This is a genomic window from Corynebacterium sp. Marseille-P8863 (assembly GCF_946902955.1).
In the GTDB taxonomy this organism is placed as follows: domain Bacteria; phylum Actinomycetota; class Actinomycetes; order Mycobacteriales; family Mycobacteriaceae; genus Corynebacterium; species Corynebacterium gottingense.
In genome coordinates, this window is record NZ_CAMPQC010000003.1 from 40,068 (window position 1) to 59,536 (window position 19,469).

Below are 19,469 nucleotides of genomic sequence, written 5' to 3' on the forward strand. Positions count from 1 at the left end.
AAAGCACGGATGCACGCGCGATGGAAATTGCTGGGAGGTGTGTAGAGGGGGTGGCGGTGGCGTCGCTAAGCGTTGCCCTCGTCAGCGATGGAATCGGTGAGCGTTTCCACCAGGTCCTGCCTGTGCATGCCCCATTCGCGCATGTCAAAGCCCTCCCACGCGCGGCGCTGCGCCGCCTTGGGGTCGTACTCCACGGAGGACTTCGCCGCGAAGATCGCGGTCGCGCGGCCGGGCTCCGTGTCGCTGCGGAAACCGTAGACCGGCCACTTCTCGCCCGGATGCGCGTTGTGGAAGAAGGAGCCCCAGTGGAACTGCATGGCGGCGCTGACCTCGTCGAATTCCTCGCGCGGCTGGAACGGGTCGAACTTGGAAGCGCGGGTTGCCTTCGCATCGCCGAACACCGCCGCCAGGTCCGAGGTGTGCATGGCGCCGAGCCCGATCCGGCGCATCGTGGTCGACGCGTAGTCAAAGCGGTACATCCAGGTCGGGGCCGTGCGACGATGCTCGGTTGCCAGCATCACCGACGGCGCCCAGAAGACCGCGTCCGCGATGAGGGCGGCAAACTTCCGGCGATCGTCCACAAAGTCGTACGTCTCCAGCACCGCCTCGGCGTTGTCGGGGTCGTAGACGCTCAGCGCCCGGCGCGCCGCCCGCAGGCGCGACTTGTTCGTCTGGTACAGCGCCTTGGCAAAACTGGCCTCATCCGCGTTCGTGCCGATGATCAGCGGGACCGGCGCCTGGGCACCGGATTGGAACACGTCGATCGGGTGCGCGGGAAGCGTGTGCGTATCCACGGTGGGCATGAAGCTGGTGTTGAACTGGACGAGCTCTTTGCGGTTGAGCAGCATCGATTGCCCGACCCGCACCAGTGCCTCGGCGTCAGCCTCGCGCAGCGCCTCCAACGTGGTCTGGCTGGGCAAGCCCATATCCTTGATCAGCTTGCGCACCCACATCGCCGCCTGCACGCGGGAGTGCACGCTGGCGACGGGCGGCGACTGCGCAATCGCGCGGTGGAACAGCCCCCGCGCAGCCGGGGCGCACATCAGGTGGATCACCGCCGCGCCACCCGCGGACTCGCCCATGACGGTGACGCGGCCGGGGTCGCCGCCGAACCCGGCCGCGTTGTCGTGGACCCAGCGCAGGGCGAGGATCTGGTCCAAGAGCGCTGGGTTGGCCACGCAGTCCTCGCCGAGCGTGCGGTAGTCCAAGTACCCGAACACGCCCAGGCGAAAGTTGACCGAGATGTAGACGATGTCCGTCGTCTTCGTCAGGTAGTGCCCCTGGAGAACCTTCTCGTGGCTCGACCCCGTGACAAAGGTTCCGCCGTGGAAGTACACCACCACCGGCAACTCCTCGTCGTTGTCGGGGCGCACGATGTCCAACGTGAGGCAGTCCTCCGTGCCGATGACGTTGTCCGTCCAGCCGAAGAACCCCTGCATGGCCGGGGGCGAAAAGGCGCTCGCGTCGCGCACCCCGGTCCACGACTCAACCGGGCGGGGCGCACGGAATCGCCCCGCGCCCTCGGTGGTCGCGCCGTACGGCACGCCGCGCCAGGTGCGGACCCCCGTGTCCGGGTCGACAATTCCGCGCACGCGACCGGCACTTGTGGTCACCACCGGTTGATCAGCGCTCGACATAGCCCCCACCCTAGACGCGAACGCGGTCGCGCACAGCGACGCTCAACGGCGCCGGGAATGGAAACCGCACGCGCAACGCTATACCGTGCGGAACTCGGTCCGACCGCCCAGGTGAGCACGAGCAATCACCGAGCGTTCGGCCGAAACGTGCACAATAGGTTTGCAACATCACACAATCGGGCTCGCCCCGGAGGAGGAAAGCATGGGACTGTTTGGCCGCAACAACGACAAGGACAGCACGAACCGCGAAGGCAATGCCAGCGATACCAGCGACGTCACTGCCGCCAACGGTGCGCAGCTGGCCGAAGGCGCCGGCCCGATCGCCCGCGCCTTCATCAGCTCCGTGGACAAGGCCGTCTCGCTCCAGACCGGCACCATCCGCGCGTACGTGGACTGGCTGCGTCGCCAGGACACGGACGCAACCCCGCAGGACGTGCAGAAACGCATGGACGCGCACTTCCGCAACACCGTCTCCGCTACCGGCGCCGGCGTCGGCGCCGCCGCGGCGGTCCCGGGCGTCGGCCTGATCTCCGGCAGCGCGGCAGTGGCCGGCGAGTCCGTCCTGTTCCTGGATCTGGCCGCCTTTTACACCGTCGCGTCCGCGTACCTGCGCGGCGACGATCCGGCCGACCCTGAGCAGCGCCGCGCAATGGTACTCACCACGCTGGTGGGCACCGAGGGTCTCGCCATCGTGGACACGTTTGTCGGCGAGAACGCCTCGCGCCTGCCGTCCAAGTCCACGCTCGCGCGCTTCTCCGGCCCGGGCCTGGCCGAGGCGAACAACATGCTCACCAAAGCGGCGCTGAAGCAGGTGCGCAGGAAGTTGCGCCGCGCCTGGATTGGCAAGCTCCTCCTGCTGGGTCTCGGCGCGGTCGCTGGCACCGCGGCAAACCGCAAGCTTGCAGATGAGGTGATCAAGCGCGTCGGGCAGTCGCTCGACCCGGTGCCGGACGCGTTCACTACCCCGCTCCCTCCGAAGAAGGACGACGGGCAGGACTCTCAGGGCCTGAGCGTCGACCCGAAGCGCTTCGCGCAGTGGATCCTCAACATTTTCGGCCGCGGCAAAAACGACGCGGAGGAGCGCGCGCAGGTCGACGCCGCCATCGAAGCAACCAAGTAGCGCCGTGCCCCACGGCTTCCCCCTGTTCCGCCGCTCGCTGACCGCCAACCCGGTCACGGCGGCGCTCGCGTTTGCCACCGCTGCAGCCGCAGCGGAGTTGCAGGTCCTCCTCCCCGCGCTGACGGGGCGCGCGGTGGACATCGCCACGGGCAACGTCACCGGCTCGGTCTCGCGCACCGCGTGGACGATGGTTGGCGTCGCACTGGTTACGTACGCGCTGGGCGCGGTGCGCCGCTGGGCGTCGGGCCGGCTCTCCGCCACCTCCCAGCACTGGCTTCGCGTGGAACTGCTGCGCACGATGCACCGGCTGGATGGCAACGGGCAGGACGCGATTGTCACCGGCCAGATCGTGGCCCGCTCGATTTCGGACCTCAACCAGTACGCCATGGTCCTGGGCCAAACGCCCATGTTCTTCACCCGCGCAATGCAGCTGGTCGGCACGCTCGTCGTCATGGTGGGTATGAATCTGTCGCTGACGGCAATGGCGCTGTGCCTGCTGCCGCTGATCTTGTGGGAGGCGAACCGCTCCCGGAAGGCGCTCTACGCCGCCACGTGGGTAAACCAGCAGGCCACGGCGGATTTGGCGGAGCACGTGGAAGAGACCGTCTCCGGGGTGCGGGTGGTCAAGGCGTTCGGCGGGGAGCGAAGGAGCGTCGATAAGCTTGATGCGCTCGGCCGCGAGCTGTACGCGGTGAAGATGCGCGCGGCGAAACTGACTGCCCGCTTCCAGCCGCTGTTATCACAGCTGCCCAAGATTGCGCTGGTCATCACGATCGTCGCGGCGGGGCTGATTGTGATGCGCGGCGGCATCACCATCGGCGCGTTCGTGGCGTTCACCACGTATCTGACGTCGCTGACCTCGTCGATGTCCATGCTGACCAACCAGTACGTGCGCCTGCAGATGGGCATGAGCAGCTTCGACCGCCTCGACGAGGTCCTTGCCCTCGCCCCGCACTCGCCGGAGCCCGCGCGCGGCAGCGCCCCGGAGGGCCCCGTCGGTCTCGCGTTCGACCGCGTGCGTTTCTCCGACGGCGGGACCACAGTGCTTGACGACGTCAGCTTTACCGTCTCCCCGGGCGAAACCCTCGCCATCGTCGGCCCACCCGGTGCCGGCAAAACCATGGCTGTGCAACTCGCCGGCGGCTTTTACACCCCCGATTCCGGGCAGTGCGCGCTTGTCGACGCCTCCCTGGCCACGACCCCCTACTCCGACCTTGCGCAGGAGGACCTCCGCGACCGGGTGACTTGCGTCTTCGACGACGCCTTCCTCTTCTCCTTCTCCGTCTTTGACAACATCGCCCTCGGCGCGCCCGCGGCGCTATCGGGCGAGGCGCTCACGGAGGCGGTGCACCGCGCGGCCAGGCTGGCGCGCGCGGACGAGTTCATCGAGCGCCTCGACGACGGCTACGACACGCTCGTCGGCGAGCGCGGGCTCACCCTGTCCGGCGGGCAGCGCCAGCGCGTCGCCCTCGCCCGCGCGCTCCTCTCGCAGCCGCGGGTGCTCGTGCTTGACGACGCCACCAGCGCCATCGACGCCATCACCGAAGCCGAGATCCTGCACAACCTTCGCACCGAGCTCGGCGACGTTGCCGTCCTCACAGTGGCCCACCGCCAATCCACGGTCGACCACGCCGACACCGTCCTCATCCTCGATGCCGGCCGCGTCACCGAGCACGGCCCCCGCGCGGACGTCGTCGCCACACCCGCCTACCGCGCACTCATGGCCCCCGAGGCGACGCAGGCCCCCGCGAGCGCGGAGGCGGAGCCGCCCGAGCACCTGCTCTGGCCGGACGAGCACTCCACATCCGCGAACCCCGACCTGGCCGCGGCATCCGCCGCCCGCGCGACCAGCAGCGGGGGCGGCCGGCATACCATCATGGCTGACGCGGGGTTGCTGGCTGACGTGGCAAAGCTCCCGCCCGCGCGAGAGCAGCCGAACCTCAACGAGGCGACGCTTGCGCGGCTGCGCACCCCGACGGGCAGCGGCAACGAGTTCAAGGTTTCGCAGCTCTTCCGCGCGGTGCGCTGGCTGATCGCAGGCAGCGTCGCGCTCCTCATCGTCGGCGTGCTCGCCGACCTCGCGTTTCCCACGCTCATCCGCGCCTCGATCGACCGCGGCATCGCACCGAACGACTTCCGCGCGCTCTGTGCCATCGCGGGCGCGACGCTCGCCGTCGTCCTCATCGGCTGGGCCGCCGACGCGTGCCTGACCGTCCTGTCCTCCCGCTCCGGCGAGCGGCTCCTCTACGGCCTGCGCCTGCGCACCTACGCGCACCTGCAGCAGCTGGGGCTGAGCTTTTTCGAGCGGCACCTGTCCGGGCGCATCATCACCCGCCTGACCACGGACATTGACACCCTCTCTAGCTTCCTCCAGACCGGGCTGGCGCAAGCGATCGTGGCGGTGGGCAGCCTCGTCGGCGTCTCCGCCATGCTGCTTGCCACGGACGGCCAGCTCACGCTCACCGCGATGAGCGCGGTGCCCGTCATCGTCGTCGCCACGCTCATCTTCCGCCGCCTCTCGCGCCGCTACTTCACGGCCGCCCGCGCCCAGATCTCGGTGGTCAACGGCGATTTCGCCGAGCTCATCGGCGGCATCCGCGTCACGCAGATGTACACCGCGGAGCGCCGCGCCGAGGCGGCGTTCACAGACGCTTCGCTCGCCTATCGACGCCTCCGTATGCGCTCCGTGACGCTCCTCGCCGCCTACTTCCCGGGCATGCAGGCCATCTCGCAGATCATGACGGCCGCCGTCGTCGGCGTGGGCGCGACGCGCGTGTCCGAGGGCGACCTCTCCGTCGGCGTACTCGTCGCCTTCACCATGTACCTCAGCCAGCTCTACGGGCCGATCCAGCAACTGGGCCAGATCTTCGACTCCTGGCAGCAGGCCACCGTCAGCTTCGACCGCATCACGGAGCTCCTGGCGGAGCGCACGACCGTTCCCGATACTGGCACCAACCCACGTGCGGCCGACGCCGCCCGCGGTCCGCTTGCCCTCGAGGGCGTGAGCTTCGGCTACGGGGGCGTCGACAAGCGCGACACCCCAACCCTGGTGGTGAAAGACCTGGACCTCGACCTACGGCCCGGCGAGACTGTTGCCCTGGTGGGGCCGACGGGCGCGGGCAAGTCGACCGTGGTCAAGCTGCTGGCTCGCTTCTACGACCCGACCGCCGGGCGGATCACCGCCTCAGGCACGGACATCGCCGAGTTCCCGCTGCCGGCATGGCGGCGCGCGCTCGCGCAGGTGCCCCAGGAGTCCTATCTTTTCCCCGGCACCGTGGCCGACAACATCGCGTACGGCGCGCCGGGCGCCTCGCAGGCTGAGATCGAAGACGCAGTGCGAAGGCTCGGTGCCCTCGGCGTGATCGCGGCGATCCCCGGTGGGTTCCGCGCCCCGGTCGGCGAGCGCGGCCGCGGGCTCAGCTCGGGGCAACGGCAAATCATTGCGCTGGCGCGGGCGGAACTGCTCCACCCAGATGTGGTGTTGCTGGACGAGGCGACCGCGACGCTTGACCCGGCCACCGAGCACACCGTCCTCAACGCTGCTGGTCGTACCACTGCTGGGAGGACCTCCATCATCGTCGCGCACCGTTTGCTCACCGCGCAACGGGCCGACCGCATAGTTGTCGTTGAAGGAGGACGTATCATAGAAGATGGTTCCCACGAGACCCTCCTGAAATCGGACGGAAAATATGCCCGGATGTGGGCAGTCAACCGAAATCGGGGGTAGGCCATGGTGGCGTCGTGGAAGAATGCGAGAGAGTTTTAACGCTCTGGCTATCAAGCGAATTACAGTCAAGATTTAGTTCGAGTAAAGACCCGACAGAAAGAGGCGAGGACCTGCCGTGAGCAGCGATAACACGTTCGGCCAGAACAGCTGGCTGGTTGACGAGATGTTCCAGCAGTACCAGGAGAACCCGGATTCCGTTGATCCGGAATGGCGCAAGCTCTTCGATGCAGAGGGTGCTCCCAAGGCACCGAAGGCTCAGCAGGCGTCGAAGGCTCAGCAGGCGCCCAAGGCCGCCAAGGCCTCCGCTGCGCCGGCTGCGAAGCAGGAGACGGCGAAGACCGACCCGAAGGTTTCCTCCTCCACCGCCGCGCCGAGCCAGGACGGCCGCGAGACCCAGATCGACCGCGCCGCCACCGCCGCGAAGGCCACCGCGTCCAAGGAGAAGGCAACGCTGCCGAAGCCGAAGAAGTCCCCGCTGGACAACATCAACAACATTGAGGTTGAGCCCGGCGAGTTCCAGCTCAAGGGCGCGTTCAAGGCGATTGCTAAGAACATGAACGAGTCCCTCGAGGTCCCGACGGCGACGACCGTGCGAGACATGCCGGTCAAGCTCATGTTTGAGAACCGCGCGCTGGTGAACGACCACCTCAAGCGCACCCGCGGTGGCAAAATCTCCTTCACCCACATCATCGGCTACGCCATCGTCCAGGCAGCCAAGCTGCACCCGGACATGAACAAGAACTACAAGGAGGACGGCAACAAGTTCTTCGCCGTCCAGCCGGAGCACATCAACCTCGGCCTGGCGATCGACCTGCCGGGCAAGGATGGCTCCCGCTCCCTCGTCGTCGCCGCCATCAAGGAGACCGAGAAGCTCGCGTTCAACGAGTTCATCGACGCGTACGAGGACATCGTCAAGCGCGCCCGCGACGGCAAGCTGACCATGGATGACTTCTCCGGTGTGACCATCCAGCTGACCAACCCGGGCGGCATTGGCACCCGCCACTCCATCCCGCGCCTGACCAAGGGCCAGGGCACCATCGTCGGTGTCGGCGCCATGGACTACCCGGCTGAGTTTGCCGGCGCGTCCGAGGACCGCCTCGCCGAGCTCGGCGTGGGCAAGCTGGTCACGCTGACCTCCACCTACGACCACCGCGTTATCCAGGGCGCGGAATCCGGCGAGTTCCTCCGCGACATCTCGCAGCTGCTTATCGACGACAAGTTCTGGGACGACATCTTCACCGCCCTGGAAATCCCGTTCTCCCCGATGCGCTGGGCACAGGACCAGCCCAACACCGGTGTGAACAAGGACACCCGCGTGATGCAGCTGATCCAGGCGTACCGCTCCCGCGGCCACCTCATCGCGGATACCAACCCGCTGCGCTGGCACCAGCCGGGCCTGCCCATGCCGGACTCCCGCGACCTGCTCATGGAGTCCCACGGCCTGACCATCTGGGACCTGGACCGCACCTTCCACGTCGGCGGGTTCGGCGGCAAGGAGACCATGACGCTGCGTGAGGTCATGTCTCGCCTGCGCGCGGCCTACACCCTGCACATCGGCGCGGAGTTCACCCACATCATGGACCGCGACGAGCGCGAGTGGCTGCGCGACCGCCTCGAGGTCGGCATGCCGAAGCCCACCAACGCCGAGCAGAAGTACATCCTGCAGAAGCTCAACGCCGCAGAGGCCTTTGAGAACTTCCTGCAGACCAAGTACCTCGGCCAGAAGCGCTTCTCGCTCGAGGGCGCCGAGACCCTTATCCCGCTCATGGACGCGGTCATTGACACCGCCGCTGGCCAGGGCCTGGACGAGGTCGTCATCGGCATGCCGCACCGCGGCCGCCTCAACGTGCTGTTCAACATCGTGGGCAAGCCGGTTGCCACCATCTTCAACGAGTTTGAGGGCAACATGCAGTCCGCACAGCAGGGCGGCTCCGGCGACGTGAAGTACCACCTCGGCTTCCAGGGCGAGCACATCCAGATGTTCGGCGACGGCGAGATCAAGGTCTCCCTGGCCGCTAACCCGTCGCACCTCGAGGCCGTCGACCCGGTCCTCGTCGGCATGGCCCGCGCGAAGGCCGACATCCTCAAGGAAGCCGGCGTACGCGAGGACCACCCGGTCGTGCCCATCATGCTGCACGGCGACGCCTCCTTCACCGGCCTGGGCGTGGTCCAGGAAACCCTGAACCTGTCCCGCCTGCCCGGCTACACCGTCGGCGGCACCGTCCACATCGTGGTGAACAACCAGATCGGCTTCACCACCACCCCGGACTCTGGACGTTCCTCCTTCTACGCCACCGACCTGGCCAAGGGCTTCGACTGCCCGGTCTTCCACGTCAACGGCGACGACCCGGAGGCGGCAGCCTGGGTTGCCCAGCTGGCTACCGAGTACCGCCGCGAGTTTGGCAAGGACGTCTTCATTGACCTCATCTGCTACCGCCTGCGTGGCCACAATGAGGCCGACGACCCGACCGTGACCCAGCCGGTGATGTACGACCGCATCCACAGCCACGATTCGGTCCGTACCCGCTACACCAAGGACCTCGTCGGCCGCGGCGACATCAACGCCGACGAGGCTGAGAAGGCGGCCCAGGACTTCCACGATCAGCTGGACTCCGTGTTCGCCGACGTCAAGGAGCACGAGGGCCACCCGAGCGAGCAGACCGGCATCACCGATTCCCAGGAGCTCACCCACGGCCTGGATACCTCCATCGACGAGGCGACCTTCAAGCGCCTCGCTGGCGCGTTTGTGGACCTGCCAGAGGACTTCACCTCCAACAAGCGCCTGAAGTCCGTGATGAAGAAGCGCGGCGGCTCCTTTGAGGACGGCAACATCGACTGGGGCTGGGGCGAGCTGCTCGCCTTCGGCTCCCTGGCCGAGGAAGGAAAGTTCATCCGCCTGGCGGGCGAGGATTCCCAGCGCGGCACCTTCACCCAGCGCCACGCGGTCCTGTACAACCCGGAGAACGGCGAGGCGTACAACCCGCTCGACCACAACGCGATCGAGTCCGGCAACGGCGGCCGCTTCGAGGTCTTCAACTCCGCCCTCACCGAGTTCGCGGGCATGGGCTTCGAGTATGGCTACACCCTGGGCAACCAGGACGCCATGGTCGCGTGGGAGGCGCAGTTCGGCGACTTTGCCAACGGCGCGCAGACCATCATCGACGAGTACGTCTCCTCCAGCGAGACCAAGTGGGGCCAGCTGTCCTCCCTGACGCTGCTGCTCCCGCACGGCTACGAGGGCCAGGGCCCGGACCACTCCTCCGCCCGCATCGAGCGCTACCTGCAACTCGTCGCGGAGGGCTCCATGACCATCGCGCAGCCGTCCACCCCGGCAAACCACTTCCACCTCCTGCGCCGCCAGGCGATGGGTGAGATGAAGCGTCCGCTCATCGTCTTCAGCCCGAAGTCGATGCTGCGTAACAAGGCCGCGGTCTCCCAGCCGGCTGACTTCATCGAGGTCAACCGCTTCCAGTCCGTTATCGACGACCCGAACTTTGTCGAGCGCGGCAACAAGAAGATCGCCGACACTGACAAGGTCACCACGATCATGCTCTGCTCCGGCAAGATCTACTGGGAGCTGGAGAAGAAGCGCGAGAAGGACGGCCGCGACGACATCGCGATCATCCGTGTGGAGATGCTCCACCCGATCCCGTTCAACCGCCTCCGCGACGCGTTTGCCAACTACCCGAACGCGAAGGAGATCCGCTGGGTCCAGGACGAGCCCGCCAACCAGGGCGCTTGGCCGTTCTACAACGAGCACCTGCGCGAGCTGATCCCGGACATGCCGAAGATGGTTCGCGTCTCCCGCCGTGCACAGTCCACCACCGCCACCGGTGTGGCCAAGGTGCACCAGCAGGAGGAGAAGGCGCTGCTCGAGGAGGCATTCGCCAAGTAACGCCTCGCAGCACAAAGGCCCCCGTCCTGGGGGCCTTTCTTCTTGGTCGCACCTAGGGCGCGCGCTTCTCGACGCCTCCCGCTACGCCGCGCGCTGCGTCCCGTCCTTCTCGTCCTCGTCCTTGGTTTTCGGGGCGTTGATGTTGATGCTCGCGTATTCCATCAACCATTCCGCCACCGCGGAACGCACAGTCTCCCCCGCTTCTACGCGCTCCGTCATCTCCTCGATGTCCTTGGTGGACATCACGCGCGTAATAAAGTTCAACCGGGTCGACTCGGTGCGGGTGAGCCTGCCGTCTTTGATGATGGGGACGATGTTCTCCGGCAGCCCCTGCTTCGCGGCCTCGCTGTCCTGGCAGGCCTGCGCGGGCGAGGGATCCACCGAGCGAACGTTTGCGGGGAACGTGGCGACCATGGCGGCATACACCTCATCTTGGCGCTCGGCCTCGGACGCGCTACTCGTCGTGTTCTCGTCCGCGGCTCCGGCCGCCTCGTCGCTCGGCTGCGCGAAACTTGCCGCGGTCTGCGGATCCAGCTGCGTGAGGACCTGGCCCGTGCAGCCGACCACGATGTCGACGTTGTCCTCCTTCAGGATGTCCAACGGGCTGCGCGACGCAAACGACGAGTTCGCCGCGAGGCCGACCGGGCGGCCGTACGCGGCGAGGACCTGGTTGTAGATCTCTCCGATGACCAGCTGCTCCGGCGACGCCGGGTCGACGGCGATAGCGAGCGTCCCCTCTGCTCCGACGTTGAGTACGGTGGCAATCTCCGGCCGCTCAAACGGCGTGCAGGACGCGAGGGACAGCGCGCTCGCTGTCACTATCGCCGCGGTGGCGACGCGTCGCCACCGCTGATTCACCTTGCCCACACAGATCCCGTCCTCTCGGTCAGTACGTTCGGCCGTTTGGTCCTCTTGATCCTAACGCTCGTCGCCGTCGGCCCCCGGTAACGGGCGCTGCGGCTGCCCCATCGCGGCGATCATGTCGCGGGCGCGAGTGGCCACGTCCTGCTCCGCAAGCACGTCGTAGCGGCCCGCCACGATCGTGGTCGCGGAGGCGAAGTCGCGCTTGCCGCCGGTGAACCCGTACGCAAACGCCGCGGAGATCAGCCCAAACACAGCACCGCCGATGACGCACATAGACACCAGCAGCCAAGTGCTGCCCTCGGACGCGAACATCCCCATAATGAGGCCGATGAACAGCCCGAACCACATGCCGGAGAGCGCACCGCCGCCGAGCACGCGCGGCCAGGTGAGCCGCCCCGTGATGTTTTCCACCTGCATCAGGTCGACGCCGACGATCGTGAGCTTTTCCACCGGGAACTCGTTGTCGGACAGGTTGTCCACGGCCGATTGCGCGTCCTGGTAGGTGCCAAAGCTACCCACCGGCCAGCCGGTTGGGATCTCGCGGTTCTGCGGGCTTCGGAGCGAGGGAGAAGTCATGGTCGGTGTCCTTTCCGGGGAGTCAGCGGCCTGCGCGTGCAACGTCCACATCTTACCGCCCGCGCTCATGGCTGGACCGCGCTACGCCGTTTCTGCCACGTCGCGCGCCACCCTATACTTGGTAGGCGTTATGACTGACACTTCCCCGATTACCAAAGACGCCGTCTACGAGGCCCTCTCGCGTGTCGAGGACCCCGAGATTGGCAAGCCGATCACGCAGCTCAACATGGTCGAGTCCGTGTCCATTGACGGCAACGATGTCGCCGTGGGCGTATACCTGACCATCGCCGGCTGCCCGATGCGAGACACCATCGAGTCCAACACGCGCGCGGTGCTCGAGGACCTCGAGGGCATAGGCGAAGTCTCGGTCACCTTGCACACAATGAGCGACGAGCAGCGGCGCGAGCTCGCGCAGTCCCTCCGCGGCCAGCAGAGCGGCCCCGCGATCCCGTTCGCCGACCCGAACTCGCGGACTCGCGTCTTCGCGGTCGCTTCGGGCAAGGGTGGCGTGGGCAAGAGCTCCATGACCGTCAATCTCGCCACGTCGCTGGCCAAGCAGGGGCTTTCCGTGGGCATTATCGACGCCGACATCTACGGCCACTCCATCCCCGGCCTCATGGGCTCCGCGGGGCAGGGCCCGACTGTGGTGGACGAGATGCTCATGCCGCCGATCGCGCACGGCGTCCGCCACATCTCCGTCGGCCAGTTCGTGGAGGGCAACGCCCCGATCGTGTGGCGCGGCCCGATGCTCACCCGCGCCATCCAGCAGTTCCTCGCGGACGTGTACTGGGGCGACCTCGACGTCCTGTTCATGGACCTGCCGCCGGGGACCGGCGACGTGGCCATCACCGTGGCGCAGCTGGTGCCCAACGCCGAGCTGCTCATCGTCACCACCCCGCAAGCCGCAGCCGCGGAGGTGGCGGAGCGCGCGGGCACTATTTCGCAGCAGACGGATCAGCCGATCGCGGGCGTGATTGAGAACATGGCGGGCATGGTCATGCCGGACGGCTCCACCATGCACATCTTCGGCGAGGGCGGCGGCGAGCAGGTCGCCGAGCGCCTCACCGCGCTGACGGATAATGAGGTCCCGCTGCTCGGGTCGATCCCGCTGGACCCGAAGCTGCGCGAGCACGGGGACACGGGCACGCCGGTCGTGCTCGATGAGCCCGACTCCCCCGCCGCCAAGGCCATCACGGAGGTTGCAAACAAACTAAAGATCCGCCGCACCTCGCTGGCGCGCAAGAGCTTGAACCTCGGCGTGAAGTAGCCCCTGGCGCTGCCTGCGCCTAGGTGATGTCGGCCCAGGAGAATCCGCCGCCGGAGGTGTCCGGCTTGCGCTTTCCTTGGGCGTCGCGCCGCGCCACCTGGCGGGTGGAGCCCCCGCCCGGCTCGCCCGGGTTGACGGGCGGCTTGGGGGTCCGGGCCTGCGGGTCGTCGCGAAGCGCCGCGCGCGGGTCGGTGTGTCCGGGGGCGTTCGCGTCCTTAACGTCATCGTCGAAAAGCATCTGCGCCATCGCACGCTTAGGTCCCATGGCGGCGTACTTGCTTACCTTCTGCATGGGCGCGCGGAACTCTTCAAACTCCTCGAATTCGCCGTTCAACTCCGCCTTTGCATTGTTGATGGCTTTGCGAGCCGCGTAAATGGCGGCGCGGACGTCCTGGATCACGCCCGGCAGGCGCTCGGGACCGATGACGATGAGGCCGATGATGAGGATGAAGAAAATCTCGCCCCAGCCGATGTTGGAAAACACTGCCTGCTCCCTCTACCCGCGGCGCCTCAGCGTACGGAAAACTACTTCCATCTTGTCCAACATGCTGCCGTGAGACTGCGCGGAGGGATCCGCCCCCGGACGGTCGGCGACGTCGTCGCTGCACAATTGCGCCAGCCGCTCGACCAGCGAGTCCGGGGCGTGCAAGTCATCGTCGTTGCAACGGCGCACCCGCTGGGAGGTGACGCGTTGCGCCTGCACCTCGGCGAAGCATTCCGCGCACTGCATCAGGTGCGAACGGGCGCGACGCGCCGCCGTGGCGCTGAGCTCGTTGTCGGTGAATGCGGCGATGGCCTCGGGGCCGAGGTGCTCGGTGGAGGAAAACTGCTTGCGCCGGGGTGCGCCGGATGACGCGGCGGTCGACGGCATCTTCTTGCTCACCCTGCTCACCTCGCCCACTCAGCGCGCTCCTTTACTCCTCGTTCTCGCTCGATCGCATGTTCAGGCCACTGGCCCAATTTGCACCTAGCGTACGCCCGTCCGGCGCCGAATGCGCTGACCGCCCCGCGCAGCAGATAAAACTACCGCGCCCGGATCAGGTCCTTCGCCGCTTGATCGTGCTGTGCCTGCGCCTCCAGCGACGCGCGCAGCTGCTGTCGGCCGCGGTGGATGCGCGAGCGGACCGTACCCATCTTCACGCCGAGGGTGTCGGCGATCTCCTCGTAGGTCATCCCGACGACGTCACAAAGCACCACGGCGACGCGGAAGTCCGGACCGAGCTCGTCCAGCGCGTGCTGGAGCGCGGGATCGAGGTTGGCCACCGTGTACGCCTGCTCCGGCGTCATGTCGGTGCCGGGGACGCGCTCGTAGTCCTCCGGCAGCGCCTCCATCCGGATCGTGGCGCGGTGGCGCACCATGTCCAGGAACAAATTGGTGGTGATGCGGTGCAGCCAGCCCTCGAATGTGCCGGGCTTGTAGCTCTTCAGGTTGCGGAAGACGCGCATGAACGTCTCCTGCGTGAGGTCCTCCGCGTCCTGTTGGTTGCCGGAGAGGCGGAACGCAAGGCGGTAGACGCTGTCCGCGTGCTCCGCAACCAACTCGGCCCAGGTGGGCATCCCGCCCTGGCCAGCGTCAAACGCCGCAGTGCCCGTCAGCGTGTCGGCGTTCGGGGTGGGCTGCTCGCGCGGTGAAGTCATTGCTCTATTGTGGCAGAGATAACTAAGCCTGGGCAACACTTTGCCCGGCACTTTGCCTGGTGGCGGGTAACAATCCGCTCACGATCCGCAGCTCGCTATGATGTGCGGTGTGAGTGAGACAGCTTTTTCCCAAATGATCGCCTACATCGACCAGCGCGCGAACCACGCGAAGGGCGCGGCGGACGCGGACCCGTTCAGCCACGGGCTCGAGGTCGCCCGCGTTGAGGCCGAGGAGAACGGCGTGAGCCTGCCCTCCCCGACCGTGGGCACGCTGCTGACAACCCTCGCCGCGGTGGGCGCGCGTGCAGACGCCGCGCAGGGCGCCGTCGCCGTCACCCCGGCCGCGGGCACCGTGGGCCTGCACCTGCTGCGCGGCCTGCCGGAAAAGTCCACCCTGACCTGCATCGAGCCCGAGGCCGCGCTGCAGTCCGGCACGAAGGCGGCGGTGCGCGCCGCGGGGTACGCACCCTCGCGGGTCCGCTTCCTCACCGCCCGCCCGCTCGATGTGATGGGCCGCCTGGCCAATGACGCCTATCAGGTCATCTACGCGGACGTCTCGCCCGTTGAGCTCGGGGCGATCATCGACGCCGCGTGGCCCCTCCTCACCCCCGGCGGCACCCTCGTGCTCGCCGGCTCACTGCTGGACGGCACGGTCGCCGACGCCACCCGCCGCGACCGCGAGACCGCGGCCGCCCGCGAAGCGGACGACTACGCGGAGACGTTCGCGGCGGAGCACGGTGGCATCGTCACGCGTCTGCCCCTCGACGGGGGCCTAACGCTTGTGACGAAGCGCTAGATCACTTCGTTCTTGCCAACGGCGACCACGCCGTTGTCGGAGACCTTGTAGCGCTCGCGATCGCGCTGCGGGTCCACGCCGATGATCTCACCATCGGACACGTAGACGTTTTTGTCCAGAATGCAGTGGCGCACCACTGCCCCCTTGCCCACGCGCACGCCCGGCATGAGCACGGACCCCTCCACGGTCGCGCCCTCTTCCACGCGCACGTCCGTGGACAGGACGGAATTGCGCACCGTCGCGCCGGAGATGATGGAACCGGAGGCCACGATGGACTCCTGTGCGATGCCGCCCATGACGAACTTGGCGGGCGGGAGGTTGCCGTCCTCGGTGGAGTGGATCGGCCACGCGTTGTTGTAGAGGTTGAAGATCGGGTGCGAGGAGATCAGGTCCATGTGCGCCTCGTAGAACGAGTCGATGGTGCCGACGTCGCGCCAGTACCCCTTGTCGCGCTCGGTCGCGCCCGGCACGTGGTTCTCGGAGAAGTCGTAGACGTTCGCCTCGCTCTGGTTCACAAAGTACGGGATGATGTCCCCGCCCATGTCGTGGGCGGAGTCCTCGTTCTGCTCGTCCTCCAGCAAGGCCTGCACGAGCGCCTCGGTGGAAAAGACGTAGTTGCCCATGGATGCGAACGTCACGTTCGGGTCATCCGGGGTGCCCGGCGGGTTGGCCGGCTTTTCCAGGAACTCCGTGATCGTGCCGTTTTCGTCGGACTGAATGCAGCCGAACGCGGTGGCCTCCGCACGCGGCACGCGGATGCCGGCGACGGTGGCTGACTTACCCGAGGCGATGTGGTTTTCCACCATCTGCGACGGGTCCATGCGGTAGACGTGGTCCGCGCCGAAGACGAGGACGTAGTCCGGTTTGTCGTCATAAATGAGGTTGAGTGACTGCACGATCGCGTCCGCCGAGCCGTTGTACCAGCGCTTGCCGCGGCGCTGCTGCGCGGGCACGGACGCGATGTACTGCGGGGTTGGGCCGGACACGTTCCACGCGGTGGCGACGTGGCGGTCGAGCGAGTGGGACTTGTACTGCGTCAACACGGCGATGCGCATGTACCCCGCGTTGACCAGGTTGGACAGAACGAAGTCGATGAGGCGGTAGTTACCGCCAAACGGGACTGCAGGCTTGGCACGGTCGGCGGTCAGGGGGAACAGTCGCTTCCCTTCGCCGCCCGCGAGGACGATGGCGAGGACTCTTGGCTGGCTTTTCACGCCCACCAGAGTATTGAAAAGCAACGTCTCCCGCAGTGGCTATGTACACATTTTCACCACTTTAGGGGGACGCACCACACCTCCCGTTCAGGTTCCTGCAGCGTCGCGCATTCCTCACTACTGTTGGGGCTCATGAGAGTCGGAATGATGACCAGAGAGTACCCACCGGAGGTCTACGGTGGTGCCGGCGTGCACGTCACTGAGCTGACGCGCTTTATGCGCGAGCTTATCGACGTCGACGTGCACTGCATGGGGACGCCGCGCGAGATGGACAACGTCTACGTCCACGGCGTAGACCCGGAGCTCACCGACGCGAACGGCGCGATCAAGACGCTGTCCACCGGCCTGCGCATGGCCAACGCGGCGAGCGGGTTGGACCTGGTGCACTCCCACACCTGGTACGCGGGCCTGGGCGGCCACCTGGCATCCCAGCTCCACGAAATCCCGCACGTGGTCACCGCGCACTCGCTGGAGCCGGACCGCCCGTGGAAGCGCGAGCAGCTCGGCGGAGGCTACAACGTCTCCTCCTGGAGCGAGCGGAATGCCATGGAATACGCCGACGCGGTCATCGCGGTGTCCTCCGGCATGAAGGACGCGATCCTGCGGGCGTACCCGCGCATTGAGCCGGACAAGGTCCACGTGGTGCTCAACGGGATCGACACCGATAACTGGTACCCCGGCCAGGCGACGATTCTAGAGGAGCTCGGGGTGGACCCGGCGAAGCCGGTCGTCTCGTTCGTCGGCCGAATCACCCGCCAGAAGGGTGTGCCCCACCTGCTCAAGGCGGCGCAGCAGTTCGACGAGGACGTGCAACTGATCCTCTGCGCCGGCGCCCCGGACACCCCGGAGATTGCGGCGGAGACGCAGGGGCTCGTCGAGAAGCTGCGCGCGCAGCGCGACGGCATCTTCTGGGTGCAGGACATGCTGCCGCCGGAGAAGATCCGCGAGGTCTACGCTTCGTCGGACGTGTTCGTCTGCCCGTCGATCTACGAGCCGCTGGGCATCGTCAACCTGGAGGCCATGGCGTGCGAGACCGCCGTGGTGGCGTCGCGAGTCGGCGGCATCCCGGAGGTCGTGGTTGACGGCGAGACCGGCACCCTCGTTGATTACGACGAGCACGATCCGGAGGCCTTTGAGCAGGCCCTCGCCGAGGCAGTCAACGCGCTGGCCGGGGACCCGGAGACGGCGAAGCGCATGGGTGCCGCGGGCCTGGCGCGCGCCCGCGACACGTTCTCCTGGTCTACTATCGCGCAGGAAACCGTGGACGTATACAAGAAGCTGCTGTAGAGGAAACAGAACTAAGTATGAGCGTTTACAGACCCGAACTGCACGTGACCGCCGAGCGCGGCATCCTCGAGGGCCCCGCAGGTGTCATTCGCGCCGGCGAGCGCGGCGAGCGCGTGTGGCACATGTTCTACCAGTACAAGCTCACCCCAGACGCCCCGAGCGCGTGGGGGCACGACATGAGCGAGCAGGACCCGTTCAGCTGGCTCGAGTGCAACGACGCCCTCGTCGCCATCGGCGGTGAGCTCAACGTCCGCGCCGGTGCGGTCGTCGCCACCGATGACGGCGCGGACCTGTACTTCACCTCCAACACCGCTGCGGGCGACACCGTGCAGCGCGCGCACGCCGACGACCTGGCCGCGCTCTGCGAGGAGCTGGAGGAGTCCGAAACCGGCCAACTGCTCCCCTCCTCCGGCGTCAAGCGCCTCGGCGCGGTGGTCCAGGACACGGAGGTCGACGGCCAGGTATACACCAACTTCCGCTCCCCTTGCGTCGTCCCTGACTGGGAGGAAGATGGCAACCGCGAGCGCGGCCACGACGGCTGGCTCATGCTCGCGGTCACCGGCTCGCTCGAGGCACCCGTGCCCGTCGTCCTTTCCTCGCACGACGGCCAGAGCTGGCTTGTCGACGGCGCGCTGACCTTCGACGGCGACCCCGGCCTCGATGTAACCAAGCCGCTCGTCGCCCCGCGCATCTCCCGCCTGCGCGACGAAGTGGACGGCGAGATCTACGATGTCCTCTTCCTCACCGCCGAGATCGACGGCAAGGACCGCACCGTGTACCTCGTCGGCGTGCTCAAGGGCAGCGTCTTCACCGTGACCTCCCAGGCGAAGCCGCTAGATTACGGCCACGACTTCACCCGCCCCCGCAACTCCGCCTACACCCTGGAGCCGTCGAACGCCGAGGACCGCTACGAGCGGACCTACCTGTTCGGTTTCATGACGGACTCCGGCCGCCACGGCGACCCCACCAAGGAACCGAACTGGGAGTCCGAGGGCTGGGCGAACACGCTGACGCTGCCGCGCCGCGCGACCCTGCAGCACGGGCAGCTCTACCAGGTCCCCGCCGGCGGGCTGCCGGAGGCGGTGCAGTCGTCGCGCCACGCACTGATGTGGACGGCGCTGTGCGACATCCCCGCGGGCTCGTCCGTGGAGGCCGAGGTACTGGACGGCAACGGCGAGCCGGTGGCTGTGATCACCCATAACGGGGAGACCCTCACCGTCGACCGTCTGGATGGCGCCCCTGCGGTCGCGGAGATCCACGACGACGATGAGGACAACATCACCGTCATCGTCGACGGCTCCACCCTCGAGGTCTACGCGGGCGGCGGCAGCGTCGTCACCGCATCCCGCATCTGGTCCGCCACCGGCTACAGCGGAATCCGCTCCCGCGCGGCGGGCGACGCCGAGATCTACAACGAGTGGCGCCGGGGGTTCCCCAGCGCCCGGTAG

The 19,469-nt window shown here is 67.2% G+C and carries 14 protein-coding genes; 7 read left to right on the forward strand and 7 right to left on the reverse strand.

The window, feature by feature from the left end:
* Positions 1-65: 65 nt before the first annotated feature.
* Positions 66-1,637, reverse strand: a complete 1,572-nt coding sequence (locus OVO38_RS02480; protein ID WP_095535105.1) for a carboxylesterase/lipase family protein — start codon at positions 1,635-1,637, stop codon at positions 66-68.
* A gap of 160 nt (positions 1,638-1,797) precedes the next feature.
* Here OVO38_RS02480 and OVO38_RS02485 point away from each other — a divergent pair, with 160 nt between their 5' ends.
* The 3 genes from OVO38_RS02485 to OVO38_RS02495 all read left to right on the forward strand — a co-directional run bounded on the left by OVO38_RS02485 (position 1,798) and on the right by OVO38_RS02495 (position 10,379).
* On the forward strand, positions 1,798-2,757 hold the full coding sequence (locus OVO38_RS02485; protein WP_267207689.1) for a hypothetical protein: 960 nt from the start codon (positions 1,798-1,800) through the stop codon (positions 2,755-2,757).
* A 4-nt stretch (positions 2,758-2,761) separates the two neighbouring features.
* On the forward strand, positions 2,762-6,484 hold the full coding sequence (locus OVO38_RS02490; protein ID WP_267207690.1) for an ABC transporter ATP-binding protein: 3,723 nt from the start codon (positions 2,762-2,764) through the stop codon (positions 6,482-6,484).
* A gap of 115 nt (positions 6,485-6,599) precedes the next feature.
* Positions 6,600-10,379 (forward strand): multifunctional oxoglutarate decarboxylase/oxoglutarate dehydrogenase thiamine pyrophosphate-binding subunit/dihydrolipoyllysine-residue succinyltransferase subunit, encoded by a 3,780-nt coding sequence (locus OVO38_RS02495; RefSeq protein WP_267207691.1) that lies wholly within the window; start codon positions 6,600-6,602, stop codon positions 10,377-10,379.
* Between the two features lie 81 nt (positions 10,380-10,460).
* Here the strand turns inward: OVO38_RS02495 and OVO38_RS02500 are convergent, their stop codons facing one another.
* Together OVO38_RS02500 and OVO38_RS02505 are read right to left on the reverse strand one after the other, a co-directional pair.
* Positions 10,461-11,246, reverse strand: a complete 786-nt coding sequence (locus OVO38_RS02500; RefSeq protein WP_095275870.1) for a hypothetical protein — start codon at positions 11,244-11,246, stop codon at positions 10,461-10,463.
* A gap of 51 nt (positions 11,247-11,297) precedes the next feature.
* Positions 11,298-11,870: a general stress protein gene (locus OVO38_RS02505; protein WP_205691174.1), complete on the reverse strand. Its 573-nt coding sequence runs from the start codon at positions 11,868-11,870 to the stop codon at positions 11,298-11,300.
* 79 nt (positions 11,871-11,949) lie between these two features.
* On the opposite strand from OVO38_RS02505, the gene OVO38_RS02510 reads away from it, so the two are divergent.
* Positions 11,950-13,086 (forward strand): Mrp/NBP35 family ATP-binding protein, encoded by a 1,137-nt coding sequence (locus OVO38_RS02510; protein ID WP_144717106.1) that lies wholly within the window; start codon positions 11,950-11,952, stop codon positions 13,084-13,086.
* 19 nt (positions 13,087-13,105) lie between these two features.
* On the opposite strand, the gene tatB is transcribed toward OVO38_RS02510, so the two are convergent.
* The 3 genes from tatB to sigE all read right to left on the reverse strand — a co-directional run bounded on the left by tatB (position 13,106) and on the right by sigE (position 14,724).
* Positions 13,106-13,570: a Sec-independent protein translocase protein TatB gene (gene tatB, locus OVO38_RS02515; RefSeq protein ID WP_095275863.1), complete on the reverse strand. Its 465-nt coding sequence runs from the start codon at positions 13,568-13,570 to the stop codon at positions 13,106-13,108.
* Positions 13,571-13,582: 12 nt separating this feature from the next.
* On the reverse strand, positions 13,583-13,969 hold the full coding sequence (locus OVO38_RS12390) for an anti-sigma factor family protein (RefSeq protein ID WP_323746818.1): 387 nt from the start codon (positions 13,967-13,969) through the stop codon (positions 13,583-13,585).
* Between the two features lie 140 nt (positions 13,970-14,109).
* Entirely contained in the window at positions 14,110-14,724 is a 615-nt protein-coding gene (sigE, locus tag OVO38_RS02525) for an RNA polymerase sigma factor SigE (protein ID WP_095535114.1), read from the reverse strand.
* Between the two features lie 109 nt (positions 14,725-14,833).
* Between sigE and OVO38_RS02530 the strand changes: the two genes are divergently transcribed.
* Entirely contained in the window at positions 14,834-15,520 is a 687-nt protein-coding gene (locus OVO38_RS02530) for an O-methyltransferase (RefSeq protein ID WP_267207692.1), read from the forward strand.
* Here OVO38_RS02530 and glgC read toward each other — a convergent pair.
* The gene (gene glgC / locus OVO38_RS02535; protein WP_267207693.1) at positions 15,517-16,734 is read right to left on the reverse strand and encodes a glucose-1-phosphate adenylyltransferase; all 1,218 of its coding nucleotides are present in this window, start codon (positions 16,732-16,734) and stop codon (positions 15,517-15,519) included. The two genes, OVO38_RS02530 and glgC, sit on opposite strands and share 4 nt — an antisense overlap.
* A gap of 132 nt (positions 16,735-16,866) precedes the next feature.
* Between glgC and glgA the strand changes: the two genes are divergently transcribed.
* Positions 16,867-18,021, forward strand: a complete 1,155-nt coding sequence (gene glgA / locus OVO38_RS02540; protein WP_165765784.1) for a glycogen synthase — start codon at positions 16,867-16,869, stop codon at positions 18,019-18,021.
* Positions 18,022-18,038: 17 nt separating this feature from the next.
* Complete coding sequence (locus OVO38_RS02545; RefSeq protein ID WP_095546206.1) at positions 18,039-19,469, forward strand: GH32 C-terminal domain-containing protein; 1,431 nt, start codon at positions 18,039-18,041, stop codon at positions 19,467-19,469.